The 23,545-nt window shown below is 73.7% G+C and carries 24 protein-coding genes and 2 riboswitches; of the genes, 8 read left to right on the forward strand and 16 right to left on the reverse strand.

The annotated features are described in order from the left end of the window. Window positions 1–336 precede the first annotated feature (336 nt). From UXQ13_RS08105 to UXQ13_RS08115, 3 genes are all read left to right on the forward strand, one after another. A complete protein-coding gene (locus UXQ13_RS08105) occupies window positions 337–936 on the forward strand; it encodes a copper resistance CopC family protein (protein ID WP_336392143.1) in 600 nt (199 codons plus the stop codon). Between the two features lie 170 nt (window positions 937–1,106). Next, on the forward strand, window positions 1,107–3,038 hold the full coding sequence (locus UXQ13_RS08110) for a cytochrome c oxidase assembly protein (RefSeq protein ID WP_336392144.1): 1,932 nt from the start codon (window positions 1,107–1,109) through the stop codon (window positions 3,036–3,038). A 119-nt stretch (window positions 3,039–3,157) separates the two neighbouring features. Continuing rightward, a riboswitch (cyclic di-AMP (ydaO/yuaA leader) is annotated at window positions 3,158–3,296 on the forward strand. 100 nt (window positions 3,297–3,396) lie between these two features. Then, entirely contained in the window at window positions 3,397–4,563 is a 1,167-nt protein-coding gene (locus UXQ13_RS08115; RefSeq protein WP_336392145.1) for a M23 family metallopeptidase, read from the forward strand. A 568-nt stretch (window positions 4,564–5,131) separates the two neighbouring features. Here UXQ13_RS08115 and UXQ13_RS08120 read toward each other — a convergent pair. Next, window positions 5,132–6,100, reverse strand: coding sequence for an arsenic resistance protein (locus UXQ13_RS08120; RefSeq protein ID WP_336392146.1), 969 nt, complete (start codon window positions 6,098–6,100; stop codon window positions 5,132–5,134). Window positions 6,101–6,253: 153 nt separating this feature from the next. Here UXQ13_RS08120 and UXQ13_RS08125 point away from each other — a divergent pair, with 153 nt between their 5' ends. Then, window positions 6,254–6,670: a MerR family transcriptional regulator gene (locus tag UXQ13_RS08125; RefSeq protein ID WP_336392147.1), complete on the forward strand. Its 417-nt coding sequence runs from the start codon at window positions 6,254–6,256 to the stop codon at window positions 6,668–6,670. Between the two features lie 33 nt (window positions 6,671–6,703). On the opposite strand, the gene UXQ13_RS08130 is transcribed toward UXQ13_RS08125, so the two are convergent. From UXQ13_RS08130 to UXQ13_RS08150, 5 genes are all read right to left on the reverse strand, one after another. Next, window positions 6,704–7,561, reverse strand: a complete 858-nt coding sequence (locus tag UXQ13_RS08130; RefSeq protein WP_336392148.1) for an energy-coupling factor ABC transporter ATP-binding protein — start codon at window positions 7,559–7,561, stop codon at window positions 6,704–6,706. Then, window positions 7,558–8,295 carry a cobalt ECF transporter T component CbiQ gene (gene cbiQ / locus UXQ13_RS08135; RefSeq protein WP_336392149.1) on the reverse strand — a complete coding sequence of 246 codons (738 nt, stop codon included), beginning with the start codon at window positions 8,293–8,295 and terminating at the stop codon, window positions 7,558–7,560. The genes UXQ13_RS08130 and cbiQ overlap by 4 nt, the downstream gene beginning before the upstream one ends. Continuing rightward, window positions 8,292–8,618, reverse strand: a complete 327-nt coding sequence (locus UXQ13_RS08140; protein ID WP_225232243.1) for an energy-coupling factor ABC transporter substrate-binding protein — start codon at window positions 8,616–8,618, stop codon at window positions 8,292–8,294. The genes cbiQ and UXQ13_RS08140 overlap by 4 nt, the downstream gene beginning before the upstream one ends. Further along, the gene (locus UXQ13_RS08145; protein ID WP_225232242.1) at window positions 8,615–9,301 is read right to left on the reverse strand and encodes an energy-coupling factor ABC transporter permease; all 687 of its coding nucleotides are present in this window, start codon (window positions 9,299–9,301) and stop codon (window positions 8,615–8,617) included. The genes UXQ13_RS08140 and UXQ13_RS08145 overlap by 4 nt, the downstream gene beginning before the upstream one ends. Window positions 9,302–9,372: 71 nt before the next feature. Then, a riboswitch (cobalamin riboswitch) is annotated at window positions 9,373–9,545 on the reverse strand. 246 nt (window positions 9,546–9,791) lie between these two features. Further along, window positions 9,792–10,151, reverse strand: a complete 360-nt coding sequence (locus tag UXQ13_RS08150; protein ID WP_225232241.1) for an ArsR/SmtB family transcription factor — start codon at window positions 10,149–10,151, stop codon at window positions 9,792–9,794. 54 nt (window positions 10,152–10,205) lie between these two features. Between UXQ13_RS08150 and UXQ13_RS08155 the strand changes: the two genes are divergently transcribed. Then, window positions 10,206–11,618 (forward strand): FAD-dependent oxidoreductase, encoded by a 1,413-nt coding sequence (locus tag UXQ13_RS08155; protein WP_336392150.1) that lies wholly within the window; start codon window positions 10,206–10,208, stop codon window positions 11,616–11,618. A gap of 68 nt (window positions 11,619–11,686) precedes the next feature. Further along, a complete protein-coding gene (locus tag UXQ13_RS08160) occupies window positions 11,687–12,868 on the forward strand; it encodes an MFS transporter (RefSeq protein ID WP_336392151.1) in 1,182 nt (393 codons plus the stop codon). Here the strand turns inward: UXQ13_RS08160 and UXQ13_RS08165 are convergent. Genes UXQ13_RS08165 through arsB form a run of 4 tightly spaced genes read right to left on the reverse strand, consistent with a single transcriptional unit; the run spans window position 12,837 to window position 15,473 of the window. Next, a complete protein-coding gene (locus tag UXQ13_RS08165) occupies window positions 12,837–13,250 on the reverse strand; it encodes an arsenate-mycothiol transferase ArsC (RefSeq protein WP_336392152.1) in 414 nt (137 codons plus the stop codon). The two genes, UXQ13_RS08160 and UXQ13_RS08165, sit on opposite strands and share 32 nt — an antisense overlap. Beyond that, entirely contained in the window at window positions 13,247–13,672 is a 426-nt protein-coding gene (locus UXQ13_RS08170; RefSeq protein ID WP_336392153.1) for an arsenate reductase ArsC, read from the reverse strand. The genes UXQ13_RS08165 and UXQ13_RS08170 overlap by 4 nt, the downstream gene beginning before the upstream one ends. Window positions 13,673–13,683: 11 nt before the next feature. Further along, window positions 13,684–14,334: an arsenate reductase/protein-tyrosine-phosphatase family protein gene (locus UXQ13_RS08175; RefSeq protein ID WP_336392154.1), complete on the reverse strand. Its 651-nt coding sequence runs from the start codon at window positions 14,332–14,334 to the stop codon at window positions 13,684–13,686. Beyond that, the gene (arsB, locus tag UXQ13_RS08180) at window positions 14,331–15,473 is read right to left on the reverse strand and encodes an ACR3 family arsenite efflux transporter (RefSeq protein WP_336392155.1); all 1,143 of its coding nucleotides are present in this window, start codon (window positions 15,471–15,473) and stop codon (window positions 14,331–14,333) included. The genes UXQ13_RS08175 and arsB overlap by 4 nt, the downstream gene beginning before the upstream one ends. A 100-nt stretch (window positions 15,474–15,573) precedes the next feature. Between arsB and UXQ13_RS08185 the strand changes: the two genes are divergently transcribed. Both UXQ13_RS08185 and UXQ13_RS08190 read left to right on the forward strand, forming a co-directional pair. After that, entirely contained in the window at window positions 15,574–15,963 is a 390-nt protein-coding gene (locus tag UXQ13_RS08185) for an ArsR/SmtB family transcription factor (RefSeq protein ID WP_336392156.1), read from the forward strand. Beyond that, complete coding sequence (locus tag UXQ13_RS08190) at window positions 15,960–16,505, forward strand: GNAT family N-acetyltransferase (RefSeq protein WP_336392157.1); 546 nt, start codon at window positions 15,960–15,962, stop codon at window positions 16,503–16,505. The genes UXQ13_RS08185 and UXQ13_RS08190 overlap by 4 nt, the downstream gene beginning before the upstream one ends. Before the next feature lie 332 nt (window positions 16,506–16,837). Here UXQ13_RS08190 and UXQ13_RS08195 read toward each other — a convergent pair whose 3' ends face one another. The 6 genes from UXQ13_RS08195 to rhaS form a co-directional block, all read right to left on the reverse strand. Continuing rightward, on the reverse strand, window positions 16,838–17,143 hold the full coding sequence (locus tag UXQ13_RS08195) for an ANTAR domain-containing protein (protein WP_336392158.1): 306 nt from the start codon (window positions 17,141–17,143) through the stop codon (window positions 16,838–16,840). A gap of 93 nt (window positions 17,144–17,236) precedes the next feature. Then, complete coding sequence (locus UXQ13_RS08200) at window positions 17,237–18,697, reverse strand: rhamnulokinase (protein ID WP_336392159.1); 1,461 nt, start codon at window positions 18,695–18,697, stop codon at window positions 17,237–17,239. After that, complete coding sequence (locus UXQ13_RS08205) at window positions 18,694–20,730, reverse strand: bifunctional aldolase/short-chain dehydrogenase (protein ID WP_336392160.1); 2,037 nt, start codon at window positions 20,728–20,730, stop codon at window positions 18,694–18,696. The genes UXQ13_RS08200 and UXQ13_RS08205 overlap by 4 nt, the downstream gene beginning before the upstream one ends. 48 nt (window positions 20,731–20,778) lie before the next feature. Then, window positions 20,779–21,966, reverse strand: coding sequence for an L-rhamnose isomerase (rhaI, locus tag UXQ13_RS08210; protein ID WP_336392161.1), 1,188 nt, complete (start codon window positions 21,964–21,966; stop codon window positions 20,779–20,781). A 47-nt stretch (window positions 21,967–22,013) separates the two neighbouring features. Next, window positions 22,014–22,346, reverse strand: a complete 333-nt coding sequence (locus tag UXQ13_RS08215; RefSeq protein ID WP_336392162.1) for an L-rhamnose mutarotase — start codon at window positions 22,344–22,346, stop codon at window positions 22,014–22,016. 85 nt (window positions 22,347–22,431) lie between these two features. After that, window positions 22,432–23,517 (reverse strand): rhamnose ABC transporter substrate-binding protein, encoded by a 1,086-nt coding sequence (rhaS, locus tag UXQ13_RS08220; protein ID WP_225236167.1) that lies wholly within the window; start codon window positions 23,515–23,517, stop codon window positions 22,432–22,434. Window positions 23,518–23,545 lie beyond the last annotated feature (28 nt).

The raw sequence follows: 23,545 nt of genomic DNA on the forward strand, positions 1-23,545 counted from the left end.
AGATCCCCCGCATCCGCTCCGAACGCCCCGCCTTCGAGCTGCACTACCCCCACCTGCGGGACCGCCTGGACCGCGAGGCCCACGCCGGCGGGAAGCACGGCACCTACGCCAGCGAAGTCCTCGAGGGCACCGGCAAGCGCGCCGGCCCCAACGACCCCGACCCCACCTGAGCAGCTGGGAACCACACCGGCGCCACCGACGACCACCATGGTGGAAGACGCACAGCTCGGCGCGCTCCCAGCCGTGCGCAGTCACCCACTCAGGAGTTCCTCCGTGTACCCGAGCCCCACCGCCCCACATGCCCGTCGTCACCGGCAGAGGTCCCGCCGCACGCCGATGGGCAGCCCACTGCGGCACCGCGTGCTGGTGATCGCCGCAGCAGCGGTCGCAGCAGTGCTCACCGGCGGTCCCGCCCAGGCGCACAGCGACCTGGAATCGGCCACCCCGGCCGTCGACGGCACGGTCACCCAGCTGCCCGACACCCTCGAGCTCACGTTCTCCGACGGAGTGCAGCCCGGGTTCGCCCAGATCGCCGTCCTGGATGCCGCCGGTGCCGACGTCGTCACCGCCGACCCCACCGTGGACGGTGATGTCGTCTCCCAACCGGTGGCGATGACCGCGGCCGGCGACTACGGGGTCTCCTACCGGATCGTGTCCGCCGACGGGCACACGATCCAGGGCACCTACGGGTTCACCTACGCACCCGCAGCGGCGCCCAGCAGCGAGAGCAGCGCGACCACCTCCGAGGGCCCGGCAGCCCCCACGAGTGCCGCACCGTCCGGCGGGGTTGAGGGAACGGACACCGAGCCGGCGGTGGAGACCGCAGCTGCTCAGGACGACGGCGGGATCTCCGGTGGCGTGGTGGCCGGGCTCGTCGCGCTGATCGCCCTGCTGGGGATCGGCGGCCCCGTCCTCCTCCGCCGTCGCCAGGCGTGACACCAGCACCCCACGAGCCCAGCCCGACCGCACCGGCAACCGGCGGTCCCGCCCGCCCGGCAGCCGACGCCGGACCGGACCCGTCGCCGGTCGCACCGAGGAGGTCCCACACGCCCACCGGGGCCGACCGACCGGGATCCGCCGCCGTCACCGGCCCCGCAGCGACTGCCGTGCTCCTGGCCGCGGCTGCGGTGCTGGGCGTCGGTGTCACCCTGCTGCTCCTGGCGTCGTCCGGGTCGCTCTCGTCGGTCGCGCTGCCCGGTCTGTCGACTGCCTCGGCCGCCGTGACGTGGGCCATCCCCGCCGTCAAGGTCATCGCCGACCTGGCCGCGGTGGCGACCGTCGGTTGCCTGCTCGCTGCAGCCTTGCTGGCCCCCGGCCATCGGCGGATGAGCGTGGCCGGTCACCGATGGACCCGGATGTCGGCGTGGCCGGCCGCACTGTGGGCGGTGAGCGCGGCTGCCTCGGCCCCGGTGCAGCTCGCAGACTTCCTGGGTACCGACCTGCAGGTCGTCAGCGGCCGAGGACTGTGGTCCTTCCTGACCACCATCCCCCAGGGACAAGCCCAGGCACTCGTCGCGGTCCTCACCGCGGCGGTGGCGATCGGGGCCCGCAGAGTGCTGACCACCGGCGGGAGCCTGGCGCTGCTGCTGCTGGCGTTGCTGGCCGGCCTCCCGCCGGTGTTCACCGGACACGCGGCCGGATCAGGCAGTCACCAAGCCGCGGTCTCCGGCCTTGCCCTGCACGTCATCGGGGTCCTGGCCTGGGCCGGGGGGGTCCTCGCCCTCCTGTTGATCCGCCGAGTGCCCGCAGGCACCCTGCAGGCCGCGGCCACCCGGTTCAGCGCGGCCGCGCCGTTCCTGGTCGCCCTGATCGCGGTCAGCGGGGTCCTCACCGCCTCGACCCGGCTGTCGGGCCCGTCCGATCTCACCGGGACCGACTACGGCCGCCAAGTCCTGGCCAAGACCGTGGCACTGATCGTGCTCGGGGTCATCGGGTGGGAACACCGACGTCGCACCCTCCCGGCGCTGGCGGACGGCAAGCCAACAGCGTTCCGGCGGCTGGCCGCAGGTGAAGTGCTCGGCTTCGCGACCACGATCGGGGTCGCGGTCTCCCTGTCGCGCACCCCCACCCCGCGGCCCACCGACCAGCCAGGGCAGGAAGAAGGCAGCAGCTTCGACACCCTCGGTTTCGCCCTCCCCCCGGACCCAGGTCGCGGACGGTGGTGGCCCCAGCTGTGGGAGCCCTACCCCGACCCGCTGTTCCCGCTCCTGGTCGCAGCCGCCGTCGTGACCTACCTGTGGGCGGTCCGGCACCGCATCCGTCACGGTGCGCCCTGGCCGGTGCGGCGCACCGTCAGCTTCCTCGCCGCCGCCGCGGTGCTGCTGCTGGCCACCACCAGCGGGCTGGCCCGCTACGCGCAGGTCTGGATGCCCGCGCACGTGGCGCAGTACTCCCTGCTGGCCCTGCTCGGGCCGGCCCTGCTGGTCCTGGCCGGACCGGGGAGGTTGCTCACCGAGCATCTCGGCGCCCCAGCGCACACCTCGACGCCCCGGGGCGATGACCACCGCGGCCCTGCTGAATGGGTGGAGGCGCTCACCGGCAGCCAGGTCGCCCAGGCCCTCCGCCGGCCTGGCCCGGCCCTGGTGGTGTTCGCCGTCGTGGTCTACCTGGGAGCGGCCGGGCCGGTCCTGGAGCTGACGCTGCGGTCCCACGGCGCCCACGTGGTATCGGTCCTGATCACCACCGCCGCGGGAGTCGTCCTCGTTCGATCCTGGCTCGACTCCGGACTGCGCCGTGCGGTTCGGGTGCGCGGCGTCCTGACCTGGGCCGTCGTCCACCTGGCGGCCTCGACCGCCTTGCTGCTGTGGCCCGGTGTCCTCGCACCGTCCTGGTGGGCCGAGATCGACCCCGCGTGGCGAGGCCCAGAGCTCGGCGATCAACGGGCAGCTGCGGTCCTGGCCCTCCTCGGTGGACTGGGCGCTGCACTCGCCGCGATCGCCCTGGCGCGGCGGGCGGGAGCGCCCCGGCCCCCGGCGGCCCCGGGTGCCCGACCGGCCGCCGACCGGCTGGAGCGTGCCGACGGAGACCAGTTGCCCTGACCCCGGCCGCGGCCCGCGCCCGGTCTTCCCCCGACGGGCGAGATCGCACCGTGACGTCTACTAGATGAGGTAGTAGCTTGTGTGGGGTCTGCGTGGGCCGCGCACCCTTCCTGGGTCCCCGGGCAGACCCGCCGAACCACCGGCCACGCGGCCGGCGGACCGGGGACCCACGAGTTCCTGGGGTGAATCTGCGCTCGCAGTAGGGCTCCTTCCGGCCCGAACCCGTCAGCTAACTCGGTAGGCGGGATGGAAGAACGGAGCCCGCCCCACTGTGGCGACCCTGCGCGACAACCCACTGCGGTACCGGTTGAACCCCCTCGGCACCGGCGCCCGTCTGCTGAGCACGAGACGGTCCCCGATGACCGCAGCGACCATCGGGACGGTGTTCGCGCTGACCCTCGTGGCCGGTCCGGGCCATGCGTCAGCGGCGCCACCGGACCCCTCGGGCAGTACCTCCCAGTCCTCGTCGGCCGTCCCTGCCCCGCCAGAGGAGGAGACCGCCCTCGAGGAGGCAGCACGACTGCAGAGCCTGGTCGATGCAGCTCAGGCCGAGGTGGACCAGGCGACCGTCGAAGCCGAAGCCACCGTCGAGCTCACCCGCCTGGCGACCCTCGAGCTGGACGCGGCCAACGCCGCGGCCACCGCCGCTGCTGCCGCGGTCCAGGCCGCCCAGGCCCGGACCGGTCAAGCCCAGACCGAGGTGGCCGCGGCCGGCCGCGCCGCCTTCATGGGCTCGGGGGACCTGGCGCAGGCCGGCCTGCTCCTGCAGGCCGATGACCCCGACGACCTGCTGTCCCGCGCCACCACCCTCGCGGTGCTGGCCGACCACCGCGCCGAGGACCTCGACGCACTCGAGCAGGTGCAGGACCAACAGGAAGCCGCTGACCTCACCGCCCGGCAGGCGGTGCAGCGACAGCAGGACGCGCTGGCTGCAGCGCAGGCGGCCGATGCCCAAGCCGCCGCCCAGCTGGACTCTGCCCAGCAGAGCTACACCCGGGCCGCCGGCGAGCTCGACACGCTGCAGCAGCAACTCCAGGCCGCGCAGATCGACGCCCTGACCGAGCAGGGCATCGATGACCCCGCGGCCGTCGTGGCCGCGCAGCAGGCCGCCGTCGCAGGCTCCGGCGGCGATCTGGTCGCCGGCCGCGTGACGTCCTGCTACGGGCCCCGCGGGGGCACCAACCACAACGGCATCGACATCGCCGCACCGATCGGCACACCCATCTACGCCCCGGACGGGGGCGTCGTCCTGGACGCCGGCCCCGCCAACGGTTTCGGCCTGGCGGTCTACATCCAGCATCCCGACGGCACCATCACCGTCTACGGGCACATCAACCAGTTCTTCGTCACCGCAGGCGAAGCCGTCCAGGCCGGAGACCTGATCGCCGAGGTCGGCAACCGCGGGCAGTCCACCGGCCCGCACCTGCACATCGAGACCCACGTGGGTGGCCTGTACGCCACCAGGACCGACCCGTCGCCCTGGCTCGCCCAGCGCGGGATCACGCTGGGTGGCCGCTGTGGATGACCGGGCGTCGAACGGCTGACGCCGGCTGCCGTGCTCGGACTCACGGTGGCCACCCCGACGGCTCGGGGGTCCACGCCCCTGGCCGGCCTGGCCAGCGTGCTGCCGGCCGTGGTCTCGACCTGGTCGACCCGCGGCCGCCCACAGCGCTGCACATGTGAGGTGGACGTCATGGGCCACGACCACAGCCACGCACCAGCCCCTCGGGGCCACGCGGTCTCGCCCGGCCACCGGCGCCGCCTGGTGATGGTCCTGGCCACCACCGTCACGGTCTCACGCGCTGTCCGCCCAGTCGTCGTGGAGGAAGCAGTGCTGGCCGACAGCCACGGAGGACGAGTGCTCGACGCCTGGGGTGGGTGTCTGGGGGAGCACGTCGACACGGAGCACTGCACCTCCCGGCTCGAGTCCTCGGTGCACCGCGCCCACGAGGCCCCCGTCCACGACCGAGGACGACGACGACAACCCGGCCCGATCGGTCCTGCCCGGGGGCCGGGGCGAGCTGGTCGATCCAGTGGTCAGTGACGATCGGCGATCCGCCGGGCTCCTCCGGTCGCCCGACGCCCACGCCGGGTCAGGTCCCCGGTCTCTCGCGCACCGCATGCGGCACCAGTGCCGGGACCAGGCGCACCAGGACCACCATGCCGATCAGCTCGACCAGGGTCTGGGTGACGACGACGACCGGCGCCAGCGCCAGTTCTGGTGGCAGAGCCAGAGCCAGCGGCAAGACGACCAGGGAGTTGCGGGTCGCTCCGCTGAACACCACTGCGCGCCGGGACGCCACGTCCAGGCCGAACGACGTGCCCACGAACCACCCCAGCGCGGTCGCGAGGAGGAGATACCCCGCGTAGAGCGGCAGCAGGATGACCAGTTGCGCCGCCTGGGACCGGACGGCGGCGGCCTGGGAGGCGACCACGACGAACAAGGTCGCCATCATCAGCGGCACCATCGCACCCAGCACCCCGGCCTGCAGCCGACGACCGCCCCGGTAGCGGGCAGCCAACGCCTGGGTGCCGGCCGCGGCGGCCAGCGGGATCACGATCAGGACGACGAACGCCTCGACGAACGGGCCGACGTCGACCGCCGCGACCCCGTCGCGGCCGAGGATGAGCCACAGGTAGACCGGCAGCAGCAGTACCTGGGTGACCATCAGCAGCGGGGCGGCGGCCAGCAGCCGGTCCGAGGCTCCGCCGGCCAGCCCGCTGAACACGATGACGTAGTCGATGCACGGGGTCAGCAGCACCAACAACACCCCGAACAGCAGCGCTGGCTCCCCGGCGACGAACCGGGACAGCCCGAACGCCACCGCCGGCACGAACACGAAGTTGACCACCAGCACCGCCAGCAGGAACCGCACGTCGCGCAGTGCCGCCCCGACCGAGGCGAACGGCACCCCGAGGAACGTCGCGTACAGCAGCAAGCCGAGCACCGGGTAGATGGCCACCTCCAGGAGCGAGGTGCCCGGCACGACCACCCCGACGGACCCGCCGGCGGCGATCGCGGCCAGGTAGAGGCCGATCTGCCGGCGCTCCAGCCACGCCACCGCACCTCCATCGGCCATCAGCGCAGCCGGCCGAGAACGGAACCGGCAGAGAGTCGTCGACGGGGGGCGGGGGCAAGGGTGAGCACGTCGTGCGACGGTAGAGGTTCGAGTCGCTGGGAGGTCAAGCCCGCCGGGGCGCCTACCGTCCAGGTCGTGAGGATCTCCGAGGTCGCCCGCCGCAGCGGCGTTCCGGCGACAGCGCTGCGGTACTACGAGACCCTCGGCCTGATCACCGCCGCCCGGGCGGCCAACGGCTACCGCGACTTCGACGACGGTGTGCTGACCCGGCTGGACCTCATCGAGGCCAGCAAGGAACTGGGCCTGCCCCTGCACGCCATCGCCGGGCACCTGGACACGCTGCAGACCCGGTCGTGCACCCAGGTCCGTGACGACCTGCGGCCACTGCTGGCCGATCGGCTACGCCAACTGCAGGCCAAACAGGACCGGCTCGACCGACTCGCCCGACGGCTGGCCGCCGCCGACGACGCGCTCGCCCGCTGCCCGGATTCTCAGGCGCACTGCCAGTCCGAGTGTGCGCTCCGCCTGAGCCCGGACGCCGTGCGGAGCTGACCGCACGGCAGTGAGCCACCACCTGGCGCCAGGTCATGAGCGTCCGGGGGTGGTCGGCGCGGTACCGGTGGGGAGCGCCGCGAGCAGAGCTTCGGTGTCCCGGGGCAGCGGCCCCTCGGGGAGCAGCCCGAGCTGATGCAGCCGGGCACCGACGGAGAGCGCCCACGGTCGGTCCAAGCGGGCCCGGGCGAGCAGGGCGTCGTCGCCGAGGACGGGCTCGGGCTCGCCCTGCACCACCCGGCCGTCCACGACCACCGCGACCTCGTCGGCCCACCCCAGCGCCAGGTCGACGTCGTGCGTGCTCATCACCACCGTCGAGCCCCGGCGCTGCAGGCGGTCGAGGGCGGCGAGGGCCTCGGTCACCGCGGAGGGGTCCAACCCGGCGGTGGGCTCGTCGAGCAGCAGCACCCGTGGGCGCATCGCCACCGCACCGGCGATGGCCACCCGCTTGCGTTCCCCGTAGGACAGTTGGTGGGTGGGCCGAGCAGCCAGCCCCGTGACGGCGAGCAGCTCGAGGGCCTCGACGACCCGCGCACGGACCTCGTCCTCGGCCAGGTCCATGTTCAGCGGGCCGAAGGAGACGTCCTGCGCGACCGAGGCGCTGAAGAGCTGGTCGTCGGGGTCCTGCAGCACCAGCTGGACCTGCTGGCGGTGTGCCTGCAGTCCGCGGCGGGTGTGCTCCAGGGCTGCGTCGTCCAGGCTGATCCGGCCCGAGGCCGGGACGAGGGCGCCGGACAGGCAGCGCAGCAGGGTGGTCTTGCCCGAGCCGTTGGCACCCAGCACCGCCAGCCGTCGCCCCTCCGGCACGGCCAGCGACGCCCGGTCCAGCACCCTGCTGCCCCGGGAGTAGCCGACCACCACGTCGGTCGCCGCCAGCCGTCCGCCGCTCACGACAGGACCACGGTGAGCCCGCACAGGACGGTCAGCCCGAGCACGGTGCCGGCCAGGAACGACCGGGAGGACGGCAGCACCTCGGGCAGCACGCGCAGGTCGGTGGTCATGCCGCGGCCGGCCAGGCCTCCCTGCAGCCGGCGAGCCCGGTCCCAGGAGCGGGTGAGCACGGCGGCGGCCAGGAGGCCGGAGGACCGGTAGCTGCGCCGGGCCGTGGAGTACCCGAGTCGGGACGTCTGCGCCTCGCGGATCGTGCGCATGCTGATCAGGAGGACGAACAGCAGTCGGTAGATCATCGACGCCACCTCCACGACCGCGGCGGGCACCCGGGCCCGGCGCAGCGCCGGCAGCAGGTCCGACACCGGGGTGGTGGTGGCCAGCAGCATGACCGCGGCGCCGCCGGCCAGCGCATGCCCGACCAGCGCACCTCCGGTCGCCGCTGCATCCGGCGCCCAGCCGATGCCGTCGGTGGACACCTGCACGACCGCGGTGACGGCGCCGACGGCGACGAAGGCCAGCGGCAGGCGCACCGCCCGCGCGAACACCCGGGCCGGGACCCGCGCCGGGCCCAGGGCCAGGCCGACAGCTGTGAGCCCGACCAGCAGGGAGCCCGGCCAGACCGGGAGCACCAGGGCGCACAGCACCAACCCCAGGGTCAGCAGCAGCTTGTCCCCGACCGCCCGGGGCCGCCAGGTGCTGGCCCAGGCTGCGTCGTCGACGGCCAGGCCGGTCACGGGGTGGTGTCGGCGGGCCCGCTGGTCGGTGCCTCGGCCGTCGCTCGGGACCGCCGCCCGCGCAACCGGCCCAGCACATACCCCAGGACGCCGCCGCCGAGCGCGGCCTGCAGGGCGAACAGCCCGGACTCGACCTCGCTGGAACCGGGGGAGAAGACGGAGTCGAACCACGGCTCGTAGCCCGGGTTGCTGGCCTGGATCTCCGCGGTGGCCACGCTGTCGGTCCCGGCGTAGTCGCTGGGGGCGCCCAACACCAGCGGCAGGGCGAACAGCGCCACGACGGACGCGACCAGGGCGAGGGTGACCCACGTACGCCGGGTCATCGGGTCGCCTCGTCGGTGGGCTGCGGCCGCAGGACACCCAGCCGCTCCAGCTCCGGGCGGGCGTTGACGGTCAGCACACGGAACAGCAGCACGCCCAGGAACCCCTCGGCGACGGCCAGCGGCACCTGGGTGACGGCGAAGACCCCGAGGAACTTCACCGCGGCACCGAGGAAGCCGCTCTCGGCGTCGGGGAAGGCCAGTGCGAGCTGCAGCGAGGTCGTCACGTAGGTCGACAGGTCCGCGATCATCATGCCCGCGAACACCCCGACCAGCAGGTTGCCCGAGGCGCGGCGGGCCAGCCGATAGGTGCCGTACCCCGCCCACGGTCCGACGACGGCCATGGAGAAGGCGTTGGCCCCCAGGGTGGTGAGTCCGCCGTGGGCCAGCAGGAGGGCCTGGAACAGCAGCACCACCGTGCCCAGCAAGGCCATCACCGGTGGCCGGAAGAGGATCGCGCCCACCCCGGTGCCGGTGGGGTGCGACGACGAGCCCGTCACCGAGGGCAGCTTGATCGCGCTGAGCACGAACGTGAAGGCACCCGCGGCGCCCAGCAGCAGCGTGGACTCCGGGTTCTCCCTCACCTCCTTGACCACGGCGCGTGCCCCGTGGACGACGAAGGGCGCCGCGGCGATGGTCCAGCCGATCGCGTGGGCAGGGGGCAGGAAGCCCTCAGCGATGTGCACGGAGCACCACAGCCGGGGCGAGCAGGGCAGGAGTCAGCACGGGGTCGGTCCTCTCCCGGGTGTCCACGCCCGGAATCGCAGGGACGACGGCTGGAGTCTCCTGGCTCCCGGATCGGCACCCGTCCCCGACCTTCCCGGCCCAGGGCCAGTGGTCGAGCGTGGGGACGGACTCCCCGGACACAGTGGCGGGACCGCGCCGGGATCGCACCGGGCTTCCTCCACTGCCGTCGTGGTCACCACAGCACACCACACCCGCCACCACCCGGACAGGGCCCGGGTGCTGCTCGAACGGTTGTGCAGATACGTGCTCAGCAGGTTGGTCAGGCCCCGTCGGGCCACGGAGCGAGCGGGTCAGCTGCTCGAGGGATGAGGCTGCATGTCGGGCTCGGTGGCACCCCGGTCGTCCACACCGACTTCACTGAGGTCGCAACCCTTGAGATCGGACTCGCCGAGCCCGGTGCACTGCTCAGCACCGGACCTGCCCCGGGGGTCAGCGGCAGCAGGCGTCGGCGCCTTCGGGTGTGAGGGCGGCGAGGGTGGCGAGGGTCTTGACGGGGCCGGCGAGGGCTTCGCAGCACAGGGCGTAGACGTTGCTGCGGCCGCGGGGGGTGACGGTGACCAGGCCTTCCTCGCGGAGGGGGGCGAGGTGGTGGCTGACGAGGGTCTGGCCCATGCCGCTGGCGTCGGTGAGTTCGCGGACGGTGGCCGGCCCTTCGGCGAGCAGGAGGACCAGGTGCAGTCGGTTGGGGTCGCCCAGGGCCTTGAGCTGGGGGGCGAGCAGGCGTGCGCGGTCGGCGGGTGAGGTGAGCTCGTCGACACCGAGCAGGCGCACGTCCAGGTCCTGGGTCACGCACCGAGTATTGCACCTGTTGTTGTCAACAGCATCCGCTGTTACGTTCGGTTCATGAGCGCACCCACCACCGCAGACCTCCCTGTCGTCGTCATCGGTGCCGGCCCGGTCGGGCTGGCCGCCGCCGCGCACCTGCTCGAGCGCGGCCTGGAGCCGCTGGTGCTGGAAGCCGGTGACCGGCCGGGAGCGGCGGTGGCGCGGTGGGGGCACGTGCGGTTGTTCTCCCCGTGGGAGTACGACGTGGATGCCGCCGCGGCCCGGCTGCTGGAGCGCACCGGGTGGGAGTCCCCGGCCGCCGATGAGCTGCCCACCGGCGCCGAGCTGGTCGAGAACTACCTGGCCCCGCTGGCAGCCACCCCGGAGCTGGCGCCGCGGATCCGCACGGGCGTGCGCGTGGAGGCGGTGTCCCGGGTCGGGGTGGACAAGACCCGCGGCCTGGGCCGGGAGGGCCGGCCCTACCTGGTTCGCACGGTCCGCGACGGGATCGTCGTCGACCTGACCGCCCGGGCGGTCATCGACACCTCGGGTACGTGGGGTCAGCGCAACCCGCTGGGTGCCTCCGGGCTGCCGGCGGTGGGGGAGTCGGCGGCCGAGCGGTGGTTGGTCGGGCCGCTGCCCGACGTGCTGGGCCGGGACCGGGCCCGGTTCGCCGGCCGGCACACCCTGGTCGTCGGGATGGGGCACTCGGCGGCGAACACGCTGCTGGCCCTGACCCGGCTGCAGGGTGAGGAGCCGGGGACGGAGATCAGCTGGGCGATCCGGGGCCGGTCGCCGGCCCGGTTGTACGGGGGTGGGGACTCCGATGGCCTGCCCGCCCGCGGTCTGCTGGGCTCGGACCTGAAGGCGGCCGTGGCGACCGGCGCGATCACCCTGCACCGGGAGGTCACGATCACCGAACTGACCCCGGCCGGGGACCAGGTCGTCGTGCGCGGCATCGGCCGGGACCAGGCGCCGCTGGCACTGACGGTGGACGCGGTAGCTGCTGCGACCGGTTTCCGGCCCGACCTGGGGATGCTGCGGGAGCTGCGGCTGGACCTGGATCCCGGGGTGGAGTCCTCGTCCCGGTTGGCGCCGTTGATCGACCCGGACTTCCACTCCTGCGGCACGGTGCCCCCGCACGGGTACCGCGAGCTGACCCACCCTGATGACGGGTTCTTCCTGGCCGGGATGAAGTCCTACGGCCGGGCCCCGACGTTCCTGCTGGCCACCGGCTACGAGCAGGTGCGCTCCATCGCCGCCGCGCTGGCCGGGGACACCGCCGGCGCCGATGACGTGCAGCTGCACCTGCCCTCGACCGGGGTGTGCTCGACGGATCTGGGGGAGCGGGTCGACGCCGAGCTCGGCTTCGCCACCGGCACCGAGCACGGCCGCTCCGGCGACGAACTCGAGGTCCAGGTGCCTGCGGCCTCGTGCTGCGGCACCGCTCCGGCCCAGCCCGAGACCGCGCAAGCCGGCGCCCGCAGCTGACCGGGCACATCTCCGCCGTCGGCGGCCACCGGGGCGCGGTGTCCTGGTGGCCACTGGCGGTGCTGTGCGTGACCGAGGTCGTCAGCTGGGGCGTCCTGTACTACGCCTTCCCGGTCGCACTGGCCTCGATCACCACCGACACCGGCTGGTCAACCACGTCGACGACCGCTGCGTTCTCGGTCGGGCTGGTGGTGTCCGCCGTCGCTGGGGTACCGGTCGGCCGCTGGCTGGACCGGATCGGGCCCCGGCCGGTGATGACCGCCGGGTCGGTCCTCGCCGTCGCGGCCACGGTCGGCATCGCCACCGCCCCCACCCTGCTGTGGTTCGCCGCGGCGTGGCTGGTCGCCGGGGTTGCGATGGCCGCGGTGTTCTATCAAGCCGCCTTCGCTGCGCTGACCCGCTGGTACGGGCCCGCCCGGGTGCGGGCGCTGACCGTGCTGACCCTGGCGGCGGGGCTGGCCAGCACGGTCTTCGCCCCGCTGACCAGCGTGCTGCTGGGTCACCTGGACTGGCGCGCCACCTACCTGGTGCTCGCCGGGGTCCTGGCGGCGGTGACCATCCCGCTGCACGCCGCGGGCCTCACCCGGCCCTGGCTTCCGGCTGCGGCAGACCCAGGGCGCGGTGGCCGGGTGGACGTGCGGGCGGTGGTCACCAGCCGCCCGTTCCTGCTGCTGGCGACCGCGCTGACGCTGACGGCGTTCGGTCTGTATGCCGCCAGCCTCACCCTCATCCCGCTGCTCACCGCCCGTGACCTGAGCGCCGGCCTGGCCGCGGTCACCCTGGGCCTGCTGGGCGCCGGCCAACTGCTGGGCCGGGTCGGCTGGGCGCCGTTGACCGCCCGTACCACCCCGGCCGCCCGCACGGTGCTGGTCGTGGCCGGCTCCGCGGTCGCCGTCGCCCTGCTGGCCACCGTCCCGGGCCCGGCGTGGTTGCTGGTGATCCTGGCGGTGCTGGCCGGCGCGGTGCGCGGGGCGGGCACGTTGCTGCAGGCCACCGTGGTCGCCGACCGGTGGGGGACTGAGCGGTACGGGTCGTTGGCCGGCTGGTTCGCCGCCCCGATCACCGCCGCCTCCGCACTGGCCCCCTTCGGCGGGACGCTGATCGCCACTTGGGTGGGCGGCTACCCGGCGGCGTTCGCCGTCCTGGCCGGGGTCATCGCTGCCGGCGGGATCGCGGCCTGGGCAGGGACACCCCGCCAGTCCGCCGCTGCCGGGTCCCTCAGCGGGGCAGGCGACCGGCCAGATCCGTGACGCGGGCGGCGATGTCGTCGCGGACCAGGCGCATCCGCTCCATGCCCTCGATGCCGCGGGCCGACGGTTCGTCGGTCTCCCACGTCTCGAACACCGTGCCCGGCGCTGCGGCGACCAGGTCGGCGTCGATGCGGGCCTCGCTGCCCAGGGTGACCACGACGTCGGCGGCGGCCAGCAGGTCAGCGGTGACCGGTTTCGGGGCGCCGCCGGAGATGTCGACGCCGACCTCGGCCAGCGATGCCACCGACTGCGCGTTCAGCTTCGTGCCCGGGTCGGTGCCCGCGGAGTCCACTGCGATGTCGGGGGCGGCGGCGCGCACCAGGCCGGCGGCCATCTGGGACTTGCCGCCGTTGCGGGCGCACACGAACAGCACGGCGGTCATGCCGGCGCCGTGGCGGCCGGGGTGCCCCCGAGTTCGGCGAGCAGCCCGCGGATGCGGCCCTCGATGTCGTCGCGGATCGGCCGGACCGCCTCCACGCCCTGCCCGGCCGGGTCCTCCAGCTCCCAGTCCAGGTAGCGCTTGCCGGGGAACACCGGGCAGGCGTCGCCGCAGCCCATGGTGATGACGACGTCGGAGGCCTGCACCGCCTCGGTGGTCAGCACCTCGGGGGTGGCGGTGGAGATGTCGATGCCGACCTCGGCCATCGCCGCGACCGCGGAGGGGTTGACCTCGTCCCCGGGCAGCGACCCGGCGGAGCGGACCTCCACGGCGTCACCGGCCAGGTGGGTGAGCCAGCCGGCGGCCATCTGGGAGCGGCCGGCGTTGTGCACGCAGACGAACAGCACGCTGGGGATCTCGGACACGGGTCGGCCTCTCAGCTCGGTACGGGGGCGGGTGCGAGGTCAGCGAGGAGGGCTTGCGCGCGGAAGTCGATGTCCGCGCGGATCGACCGGACCTCACCCACGCTGAGGCCGGCGGGGTCGCGGACGGCCCAGTCGGCGTAGCGCTTGCCCGGGTACACCGGGCAGGAGTCCCCGCAGCCCATCGTGACGACCACGTCGGCGGCGCGGACGACGTCGTCGGTGAGCGGCTTGGGGTACTCGGTGCCCAGGTCCGAGCCGACCTCGGCCATCGCGGCGACCACGGCCGGGTCGATCTCGTCCCCGGGCTGAGATCCCGCCGAGCGGACGTGCACCCGCCCTGCTGCGTGGTGGGCCAGGAGGGCTGCGGCCATCTGGGAGCGGCCGGCGTTCTGCACGCACACGAAGAGCACCTCGGGCACAGGCTTGGCCAGCGCCCCCTTGGCCTGGGCCAGCGCGGTGAGCCGGTCGGTGGCGAACCGGCCGGTCAGCGCGGTCAGGTGCGTCTGCACCCGGGACGTGCGGGCCAGTGCGGTGTAGGACTCGAAGACGTACCGGTCCACGGTCTCCCGGGCGAAGACGCCGGTGAAGCGGTCGGCGAGCTGGTCGGCGATGCGGTGCAACGCGGCCTCGGGCGTCACCAACCCGGTCAACGGCTGGCTCATGACGTGGCACTCCTGGTGGAGGACGGGGTGGCGGACGCCGGAACCGTGGGGTCGCCGGGGAAGTACTTGCGCGCCGCCCACAGGGACACGTAGACCAGCGCGACGAGCACCGGTACCTCGATCAGCGGGCCGACGACCCCGGCAAGGGCCTGGCCGGAGGTGACCCCGAAGGTGCCGATGGCCACGGCGATGGCGAGCTCGAAGTTGTTGCCCGCGGCGGTGAACGCCAGGGTCGCGGTCTTGGCGTACCCGAGCCGCAGGCGCATGCCCAGCAGGAAGGACCCGCCGAACATCAGCGCGAAGTAGGCCAGCAGCGGCAGTGCGATCCGGACGACGTCCCAGGGCTTGGAGGTGATGGCGTCGCCCTGCAGCGCGAAGAGCATCACGATGGTGAACAGCAGCCCGTAGAGAGCGACCGGGCCGATCTTCGGCAGGAACCGGCCCTCGTACCAGTCGCGGCCGCGGGTCCGCTCCCCGATGGTGCGGGTCAGGAACCCGGCGACCAGTGGGATGCCGAGGAACACCAGCACCGACACCACGATGGCCCAGACGCTGAACTCCGCCGACGTCGTGGACAGGCCCAGCCAGCTGGGCAGGACTTGCAGGTAGAACCAGCCCAGTGCTGCGAAGGCGACGATCTGGAAGACGGAGTTGATCGCCACCAGGACGGCTGCGGCTTCGCGGTCGCCGCAGGACAGGTCGTTCCAGATGAGCACCATGGCGATGCAGCGGGCCAGCCCGACGATGATCAGCCCGGTCCGGTACTCCGGCAGGTCGGGCAGCAGCAGCCAGGCCAAGGCTAACATCAGCGCCGGCCCGAGGATCCAGTTCAGCCCGAGTGAGGCCAGCAGCAGCTTGCGGTCCCCGGTGACCCGGTCCAGCTGGTTGTAGCGGACCTTCGCGAGCACCGGGTACATCATCAGCAGCAGGCCGATGGCGATCGGCAGGCTGACATCGCCGACCTTCACCGCCTCCAGTGCGGTGTCCAGCCCGGGCACGGAGCGGCCCAGCAGCAGGCCCAGGGCCATCGCGGCCACGATCCACACCGGGAGGAACCGGTCCAGCGTGGACAGCCGGGCCATCACCGGGGTGTCCAGGTCGGTGCCCGGGCGGGCGGTCTCGGTGACGGGGTCACTCATGCTGCAGGTCCTCCACACGACGAGCATCGACGTCTGTCGATGCTGGAGCCACTGTGCAGCAGGCATCGACAGGCGTCAATCAGTGCGCGACGATGGACAGGTGAACAGCAGCCCAACGACCCCGCCGGCGCACACCGAGCTCACCGTGCTGCCCGAGGGGAGCTGCTCGGCGGGTCCGCTCACCGGCGGCATGACCGCCGCCGACGCGACCGAGCTCGCCCGGGTGCTGAAGGCCCTGGCCGATCCCGCTCGGTTGCGGCTGCTGTCCCTGATCGCCGACAGCCCCACCGCCGCGGCCTGCGCCTGCGACCTCACCGAGCCCCTGGGGCTGTCCCAGCCCACGGTGTCCCACCACCTCAAGGTGCTCGTGGACGCCGGGTTCCTGGACCGGGACAAGCGCGGCGTGTGGGCTTGGTACTCCCTGGTCCCGGGAGCCCTGCAGCGGGCGGTGGCCGGCGTGCCCGGCGTCGCGGAGCTGAGCCCGGCTTGAGCCCCCGCGAACAGCTGGGCCCCGCCGACCTCGTCTGCGTGCCCATGACCGCGGAGGACTGGCCGCAGGTCCAGGCCATCTACCGGGCCGGCATCGACACCGGCCACGCCACCTTCGAGTCGGCCCCACCGACCTGGGAGGCCTTCGACGCCAGCAGGTCAACCGGTCACCGACTGGTCGCCCTCCAGGGCGGGGGACCGCGCGACGGCGCCGTCCTCGGCTGGGCCGCGGTGTCCCCGGTCTCGACGTGTGAGGTGTACGCCGGGGTCGTCGAGCACTCGGTCTACGTCGCCCCACACGCTCGAGGCAGAGGCATCGGCCGGCTCCTGCTCGATGAGCTGATCGCCAGCACCGAGGCGGCCGGGATCTGGACCATCCAGTCCTCCGTCTTCCCGGAGAACACGACCAGCCTGGCGATCCACCAGCGGGCCGGCTTCCGCACCGTCGGGGTCCGCGAGCGCATGGCACGCATGACCTACGGCCCGGTCGCCGGCCAATGGAGAGACACCGTCCTCATCGAGCGGCGCACAACCATCCTGTGACTGCATCGCTCACGATCCGCACGCCGAGGCCTGCCGCGGGGCGTTCCGCGAGCTCTGGACCGTGGGTGCTGGAGGACGGGTCCCGTCCGCAGGCGCTGACAGGCATCGTTCACTCATCTAGAACGTGCTCATGCAGATGCATGCTGTCGATCGCGACCAACGCGCATGAGCAGGTCATGGTACGGAGTCATCATCAGTCGCGCATGATCAACGCATCCAAGACCAGGTCGAACGGTTTCTGGTTCGAGTCCGGACGGGGGAGCCAGCACGACGGCCCCCGACCTGCCCGGGTCGGGGACCGTCGTCGTCCCGGGCGGACTGCTGGCCCGCGGTCAGACCGGATCAGCCGGGAGATCGCCCAGCAGCACGACGGCGCGCGCCGTGTCACGGACGGTGAGGCCCTGCTGGGCGGCGGTCTGCCGCAGGAGCTCCTCGGCCTGCTGCCCGGAGACCCCGCGCCGGGCCTGCAACCGCCCGACGGCCAGGGCCAGGAACGGGCCGGCGTCGGTGGGCTGCCCGTCGGCCCGGTGGGCAGCCGAGGTGGACTCGGCGGCGGCGCGCCGCCAGGAGCCGGTGGTGAGCAGGGACGTCGCGCCGGTCAGCGGGCCGGTGCGGCGGGACGGGCCGGGGGTGGTCATGGCGTCGTCTCCTCGACGGAGGTCCGAGCGGCCGGCTGCACCCACCTCCATCCATGCAGCTCCGGCCGGTCCGCGCAACCCCGGGCGACGCGGTCAGCGCGCCGGCAGCCTGGCCTCGATAGCTGCCCAGGCCACCTCGGACCCCGTTCGGGGCTCGTACCGGACGACGTCCTGGGTGCTGCGGACCAGCGCCCGCAGCTCGGCCAGGCCGCCGGAGACCGCTCCCAGCGCACGGGCCTGGACCAGCACGTTGCCCAGCGCCGCTGCCTCCACCGGCCCGGCGAGGACGCGCAGCCCGCAGGCGTCGGCGGTGAGCTGCATGAGCAGCGTGTTGCGTGCCCCGCCGCCCACCACGTGCACCACCTCGACGTCGGTGCCCGACAGCTCGGTCGCCGTCCGCACCGCCCGCCGGTAGGCCAGCGCCAGGCTGTCCAGGATGCAGCGCACCGTCTGGGCCTGGCTCTGCGGCGGGGTCTGGCCGGTCTCCGCGCACAGCGCGGCGATCCGGGCCGGCATGTCGCCCGGCGGCAGGAACCGCGGGTCGTCGCAGTCGACGACGGCGGTGAACGCCGGCACCCGGGCCGCCGCGGACAGCAGCTCGCCGAGGTCGGCGGGCAGCCCGGCGTCGGCCCAGGTCCGCAGGGACTCCGACAGCAGCCACAGGCCCATGACGTTGCGGAGGTAGCGGACCGTGCCGTCCACCCCGAGCTCGTTGGTGAACCCGGCCGCGCGGCTGGGCCCGGTGAGCACCGGGGCCGGCAGCTCGACCCCGACCAGCGACCAGGTGCCGCAGGAGACGTAGGCGAACCGGTCGGTCGCCGCCGGCACGCCGACGACGGCCGAGGCGGTGTCGTGCGAGCCCACCGCGGTCAGCGGCACCGGGCCGGTGAGCCCGGTCTGCGCCAGCACCTCGGGGGTGAGGACGCCGAGCGGGTCGCCGGGGGAGACCAGCGGCGGCAGCAGGTCGCGCGGCAGGCCCAGGGCGTCCAGCAGCGGCCAGGACCACTGCCGGGTGGTGGCGTCCAGCAGCCCGGTCGTCGAGGCGTTGGTGACCTCGGCGGACACCGCGCCGGTGAGCCAGTGGGCCAGCAGGTCGGGCACCAGCAGCGCGGTGCGGGCGGCGGTCAGCTGCGCCGTGCCGCGCCGGGCGGCCAGCTGGAACACCGTGGTGAACGGCAGGTGCTGCAGCCCGTTGACCTGGTAGAGGCGGTCGGCGTCGGCGACGGCGTGCACCTGGTCGACGCCCCGGGCGTGCCCGGCGTCGCGGTGGTGCAGCGGGTTGCCCAGCAGGGCGCCGTCGGCGTCCAGCAGGCCGACGTCGACCGCCCAGCTGTCGATGCCGACGCCGTCGACCGGGCCGCCGCGCCCGGCGGCCCGGAGGCCGTCGAGCACGCCGGTGAACAGCGCGAGCACGTCCCAGTGCAGCCGGTCGCCCAGCTGCACCGGGCGGTTGGCGAAGCGGTTGACCTCGGTCAGCTCCAGCCGGCCCGGTCCGACCTCGCCGACCATCACCCGCCCGCTGGAGGCGCCGAGGTCGACCGCGGTCAGCCTCACCGCAGGAAGGCGGCGGCCACGCCGGAGTCCACCGGCACGTGCAGCCCGGTGGTGCGGGTGAGCTCGCCGCCGGTCAGCGCGAAGACCGCGTCGGCGACGTGCTCGGGCAGCACCTCGCGCTTGAGCAGCGTGCGCTGGGCGTAGTAGGCACCCAGCTCCTCCTCGGGGACGCCGTAGACCGCGGCCCGCTTCGCGCCCCAGCCGCCGGCGAAGATGCCCGACCCGCGGACGACGCCGTCGGGGTTGATCCCGTTGACCCGGATGCCGTGCTCGCCGAGCTCAGCGGCCAGCAGCCGGACCTGGTGCGCCTGGTCGGCCTTGACCGCGGAGTAGGCGATGTTGTTCGGCCCGGCGAACACCGAGTTCTTCGAGGAGATGTAGACGACGTCCCCGCCGAGGCCCTGCTCGACCATCACCCGGGCGGCCTCGCGGGAGACCAGGAAGCTGCCCTTGGCCATCACGTCGTGCTGCAGGTCCCAGTCCCGCTCGGTGGTCTCCAGCAGCGGCTTGGAGATCGACAGGCCGGCGTTGTTGACCACCAGGTCCACCCCGCCGAAGGCCAGCGCCGCGGCGGCGAACGCGGCGGCCACGGCTTCGCCGTCGGACACGTCCGCGGCCACCCCGACCGCGACGTCGGTCGAGCCGATCCCGGCGGCGGCCTCCTGCGCCTTGGCCAGGTCCAGGTCGGCGACGACGACGCAGGCGCCCTCGGCGGCCAGCCGCTGCGCGATGGCCTTGCCGATGCCCGAGGCGGCGCCGGTGACCAGCGCGACCCGGGAGGCCAGCGGCTTGGGCTTCGGCATCCGGGCGAGCTTGGCCTCCTCGAGGGACCAGTACTCGATCCGGAACTTCTCGACCTCGTCGATGGGGGCGTAGGCCGACACCGACTCGGCGCCGCGCATCACGTTGATGGCGTTGACGTAGAACTCGCCTGCCACCCGGGCGGTCTGCTTGGTGGCCCCGAAGCTGAACATGCCCACGCCGGGCACCAGCACGACCGCCGGGTCGGCCCCGCGCATCGCGGGGCTGTCCGGCGAGGCGTTGCGCTCGTAGTAGGCGGCGTAGTCGGCGCGGTAGGCCTCGTGCAGCTCGCGGAGCCGGGCGGTGACCTGCTCCAGCGGCGCGGTGGGCGGCAGGTCCAGCACCATCGGGCGGACCTTGGTGCGCAGGAAGTGGTCCGGGCAGGAGGTGCCCAGCGCGGCCAGCCGGGGGTGCTCCGCGGACGCGAGGAAGTCCAGGACGACATCGGCGTCGGTGAGGTGGCCGACCTGCGGCTTGTCGGTCGAGGCCAGCCCGCGCAGCAGCGGGAACAGCGCGGCGGCCCGGGCCCGGCGCTCGGTCTCGGGCAGCGGCTCGAGCTCCGGGATGCGCGTCCCGAACGGGTCCGGCCGGCCGTGCTCGGCCAGGAACGCCCCGGCGGTGCGGATGATCTCCAGGCTGTTCGCCTCGCACTGCGCGGAGGTGTCGGCCCAGGCGGTGATGCCGTGCCCGCCGAGCACCGCGCCGATCGCCTGCGGGTTGGCCTCGGCGAGCGCGGCGATGTCCAGGCCCAGCTGGAAGCCCGGACGGCGCCACGGCACCCACACCACGCGGTCGCCGAAGCAGCGGCGGGTCAGCTCCTCGCCGTCCGCGGCGGTGGCCAGCGCGATGCCGGAGTCGGGGTGCAGGTGGTCCACGTGCGCGGCGCGCACCAGCCCGTGCATGGCGGTGTCGATGGACGGCGCCGCCCCGCCCCGGCCGTGCAGGCAGTGGTCGAAGGCGGCGACCATCTCGTCCTCGCGGTCGACGCCGGGGTAGACGTCGACCAGTGCCCGGAGCCGGTCCAGCCGCAGGACGGCGAGGCCGGGCTCGGTGAGGGTGCCCAGGTCGCCGCCGGAGCCCTTGACCCACAGCAGCTCGACGGGCTGCCCGGTGACCGGGTCGGTGTCGGTGCCGACGGCGGAGGTGTTGCCGCCGGCGTAGTTGGTGGTGCGGGGGTCGGCGCCGAGTGCGTTGGAGCGCTGCAGCAGCTCGTTGACCACGGGGTTCGTCACGTCGTCGTCCTCAGGTAGGTGGGGGGTGGGGGCTGGACCGGCTGGGGTTCAGGCGCCCCAGGAGGCCTGCGTGCCGCCGACCCGGTCGGCGGCGAGCTGGTCCTGGTGACCGGAGGCGGCGTAGGCGGCGTTGGGGTCGGGGTGCAGGCCGGCGGACTCGCGGAGCTCGGCGAGCAGCGGGCGCACGTCGGTGGCGAAGGCGTCGGTGAGCGCGGCGTGCGCGCCGAGCACGTCACCGGCCTGCTGGGCGGTGTGCAGCGCGTCCCGGTCGACCAGCAGCGCCTTGGCCGTGGCCTCCTGCACGTTGGTGACCGAGCGGATCTGGCCGGGGATCTTGGGCTCGATGTTGTGGCACTGGTCCAACATGAAGTTCACGCCGGCCGTGCCGTCCCCCGCCCGCCCCAGGGCGTCGGCCTCGACGATCTCGTTCATGATCCGGAACAGCTGGAACGGGTCGGCCGCGCCGACGATGAGGTCGTCGTCGCCGTAGTTGCGGCTGTTGAAGTCGAAGGCGCCCAGCCGGCCCACCCGCAGCAGCTGCATGACGATGAACTCGATGTTGGTGCTGGGCGCGTGGTGGCCGGTGTCCAGCACGACCTGCGCCTGGTCGCCGAGGGCCAGGCAGTGCACCAGCGAGGTGCCCCAGTCGGGGATGTCCATCGCGTAGAAGTACGGCTCGTAGATCTTGTACTCGACGAGCAGCCGGTGCTCGGGGTCCAGCAGCGCGTAGATCTGCTGCAGGGAGTCGGCGAGCCGGTCCTGCCGCGCGCGCAGGTCGTCCTGGCCGGCGTAGTTGGTGCCGTCGGGGAGCCAGAGCTTGAGGTCGGTGGAACCGGTGGCCCGCATGACCTCGACGCACTCGGCGTGGTGGGCGATCGCCCGGTCGCGGACCGCCCGGTCGGCGTGGGTGAGGGAGCCCAGCCGGTACTCGTCGTCCTGGAACAGGTTGGAGTTGATCGCGCCGATGGCCACGCCCTGCTCGGCGGCGAAGGCGCCCAGTGCGGCGTAGTCCTCGACCCGGTCCCACGGGATGTGCAGGGAGACGCGGGGGGCGACGCCGGTGTACCGGTGCACCTGGGCGGCGTCGGCGATCTTCTCCCAGGGGTCGCGGGCGACGCCGGGGGCGCCGAAGACCTTGAACCGGGTGCCGGAGTTGCCGAACGCCCAGGACGGCAGCTCGATGGTCTGGGCGCGCAGCGCGTCGAGGGCGCGGGCACGGCGGTCGGGGCTGGTCACGGGAACTCCTCGGAGGGGGCGGGGTGGGGGAGCGGTGGGGTGGACCGTCAGAGCGCAGCGAGCTGCGCGTCGAGGTCGAACACCAGGTCGAGCTGGGGCTTCCTGGTGCCGTCCCCGGTGCCGGGGACGAACAGCGGGGCCATGGCGGCCTCCCACCGGGCGCTGACCTCGGTGGCGGCGACGGCGGCCTGGGCGGCGGCGAGGTCGGCCACGTCGGCGGTGCCGACGAGCAGGCCGTCCGGGCGCAGGAAGAGCTGGTAGTCCCGCCAGCCGGCGTCGGCCAGCGCGCGCAGCATGTCCGGCCAGACGGCGGCGTGCGCGGCGCGGTAGTCCTCGATGCGGTCGGGGCGGACCTGCAGGGTGAAGCAGATGCGGGGCACGCGGGGGACCTCTCGGGGAGCGGGGCGGGTGGTGCCCCGCGGCCGCCGGCGACGAGCGCCGGCGGCCGCGGGCAGGGGAGCCGGCTCAGAAGTCGAAGTCGGCGATGTTGTCGGCGTTGAAGACCGTCGGGTCGCCGAGGACGATCTCGCCGTCCGCGCCGACCGTGTACTCGCCGAGGTCGCCGGCGGTGAAGGTCTGGCCTTCCTCACCGGTGATCTGGCCGGCGGCCAGGGCAGCGCCGGCCCAGGCGGCGAGGTAGCCCAGGTCCTCGGGGTTCCACAGCGCGAAGGAGGTGACGGTGCCGTCCTCGACGAACTCGCGCATCTGGTTCGGGGTGCCCAGGCCGGTCAGCGCGACCTGGCCCTTGTACTCCGAGCCGGACAGGTAGCGGGCCGCCGCGGCGATGCCGACGGTGGTCGGGGAGATGATCCCGGCCAGGTCGGGGTAGGTCTGCAGCAGACCCTGGGTCTCCTGGAAGGACTTCTCGTCCTCGTCGTCGCCGTAGACGGTGGTGACGATCTCCATGTCCGGGTACTCGGAGGCCGCGTACTCGGTCATGAGCTCGATCCAGGTGTTCTGGTTCGTCGCGTTGGCCGTGGCCGACAGGATGGCGACCTGGCCGGTCCCGCCGATCTGGTCGGCCATCTCGTCGATCTGGGTCTCCGCGATGCCCTCCGCGGTGGCCTGGTTGATGAAGACGTCGCGGCACTCGGGGTCGGTGTCGGAGTCGAAGGTGACGACGCTGGCGCCCGCGGCCCGGGCCTGGTCCAGCGCGGAGCAGATGGCGTTGGGGTCGTTGGCCGAGGTGACGATGACGTCGGCGCCCTGCTGGGTCAGCGTGTTGATGTAGCTGACCTGGGAGGAGGCGCTGGCCTCGGACGGGCCGACCTCGCTGTACTCGCCGTCGAACTCGCCGACCGCCTGCTCGCCGCCGCCGTCGGCCACGGAGAAGTAGGGGTTGTTCAGCTGCTTGGGCAGGAAGGCGACCGACAGGCCGGAGGGGATCTCGGCGTCGGGGTCGGCCTCCGCGGTCGACCCGGAGCCGCCACCGGCGGAGTCGTCGTCGCCACGGGTGGTGCCGCCGCAGGCCGCGGCCGACAGCAGCACCGCGGCGACGGCGGTGCCGGTGATCGCCCGGCGCACGGGGCGGGCGGTCAGGAAGCTGGTCATGGGTTCCCTCTCTGGGCGGCCGGCCGTC

The organism is Klenkia terrae (genome assembly GCF_037083865.1).
In the GTDB taxonomy this organism is placed as follows: Bacteria; Actinomycetota; Actinomycetes; order Mycobacteriales; family Geodermatophilaceae; genus Klenkia; species Klenkia terrae.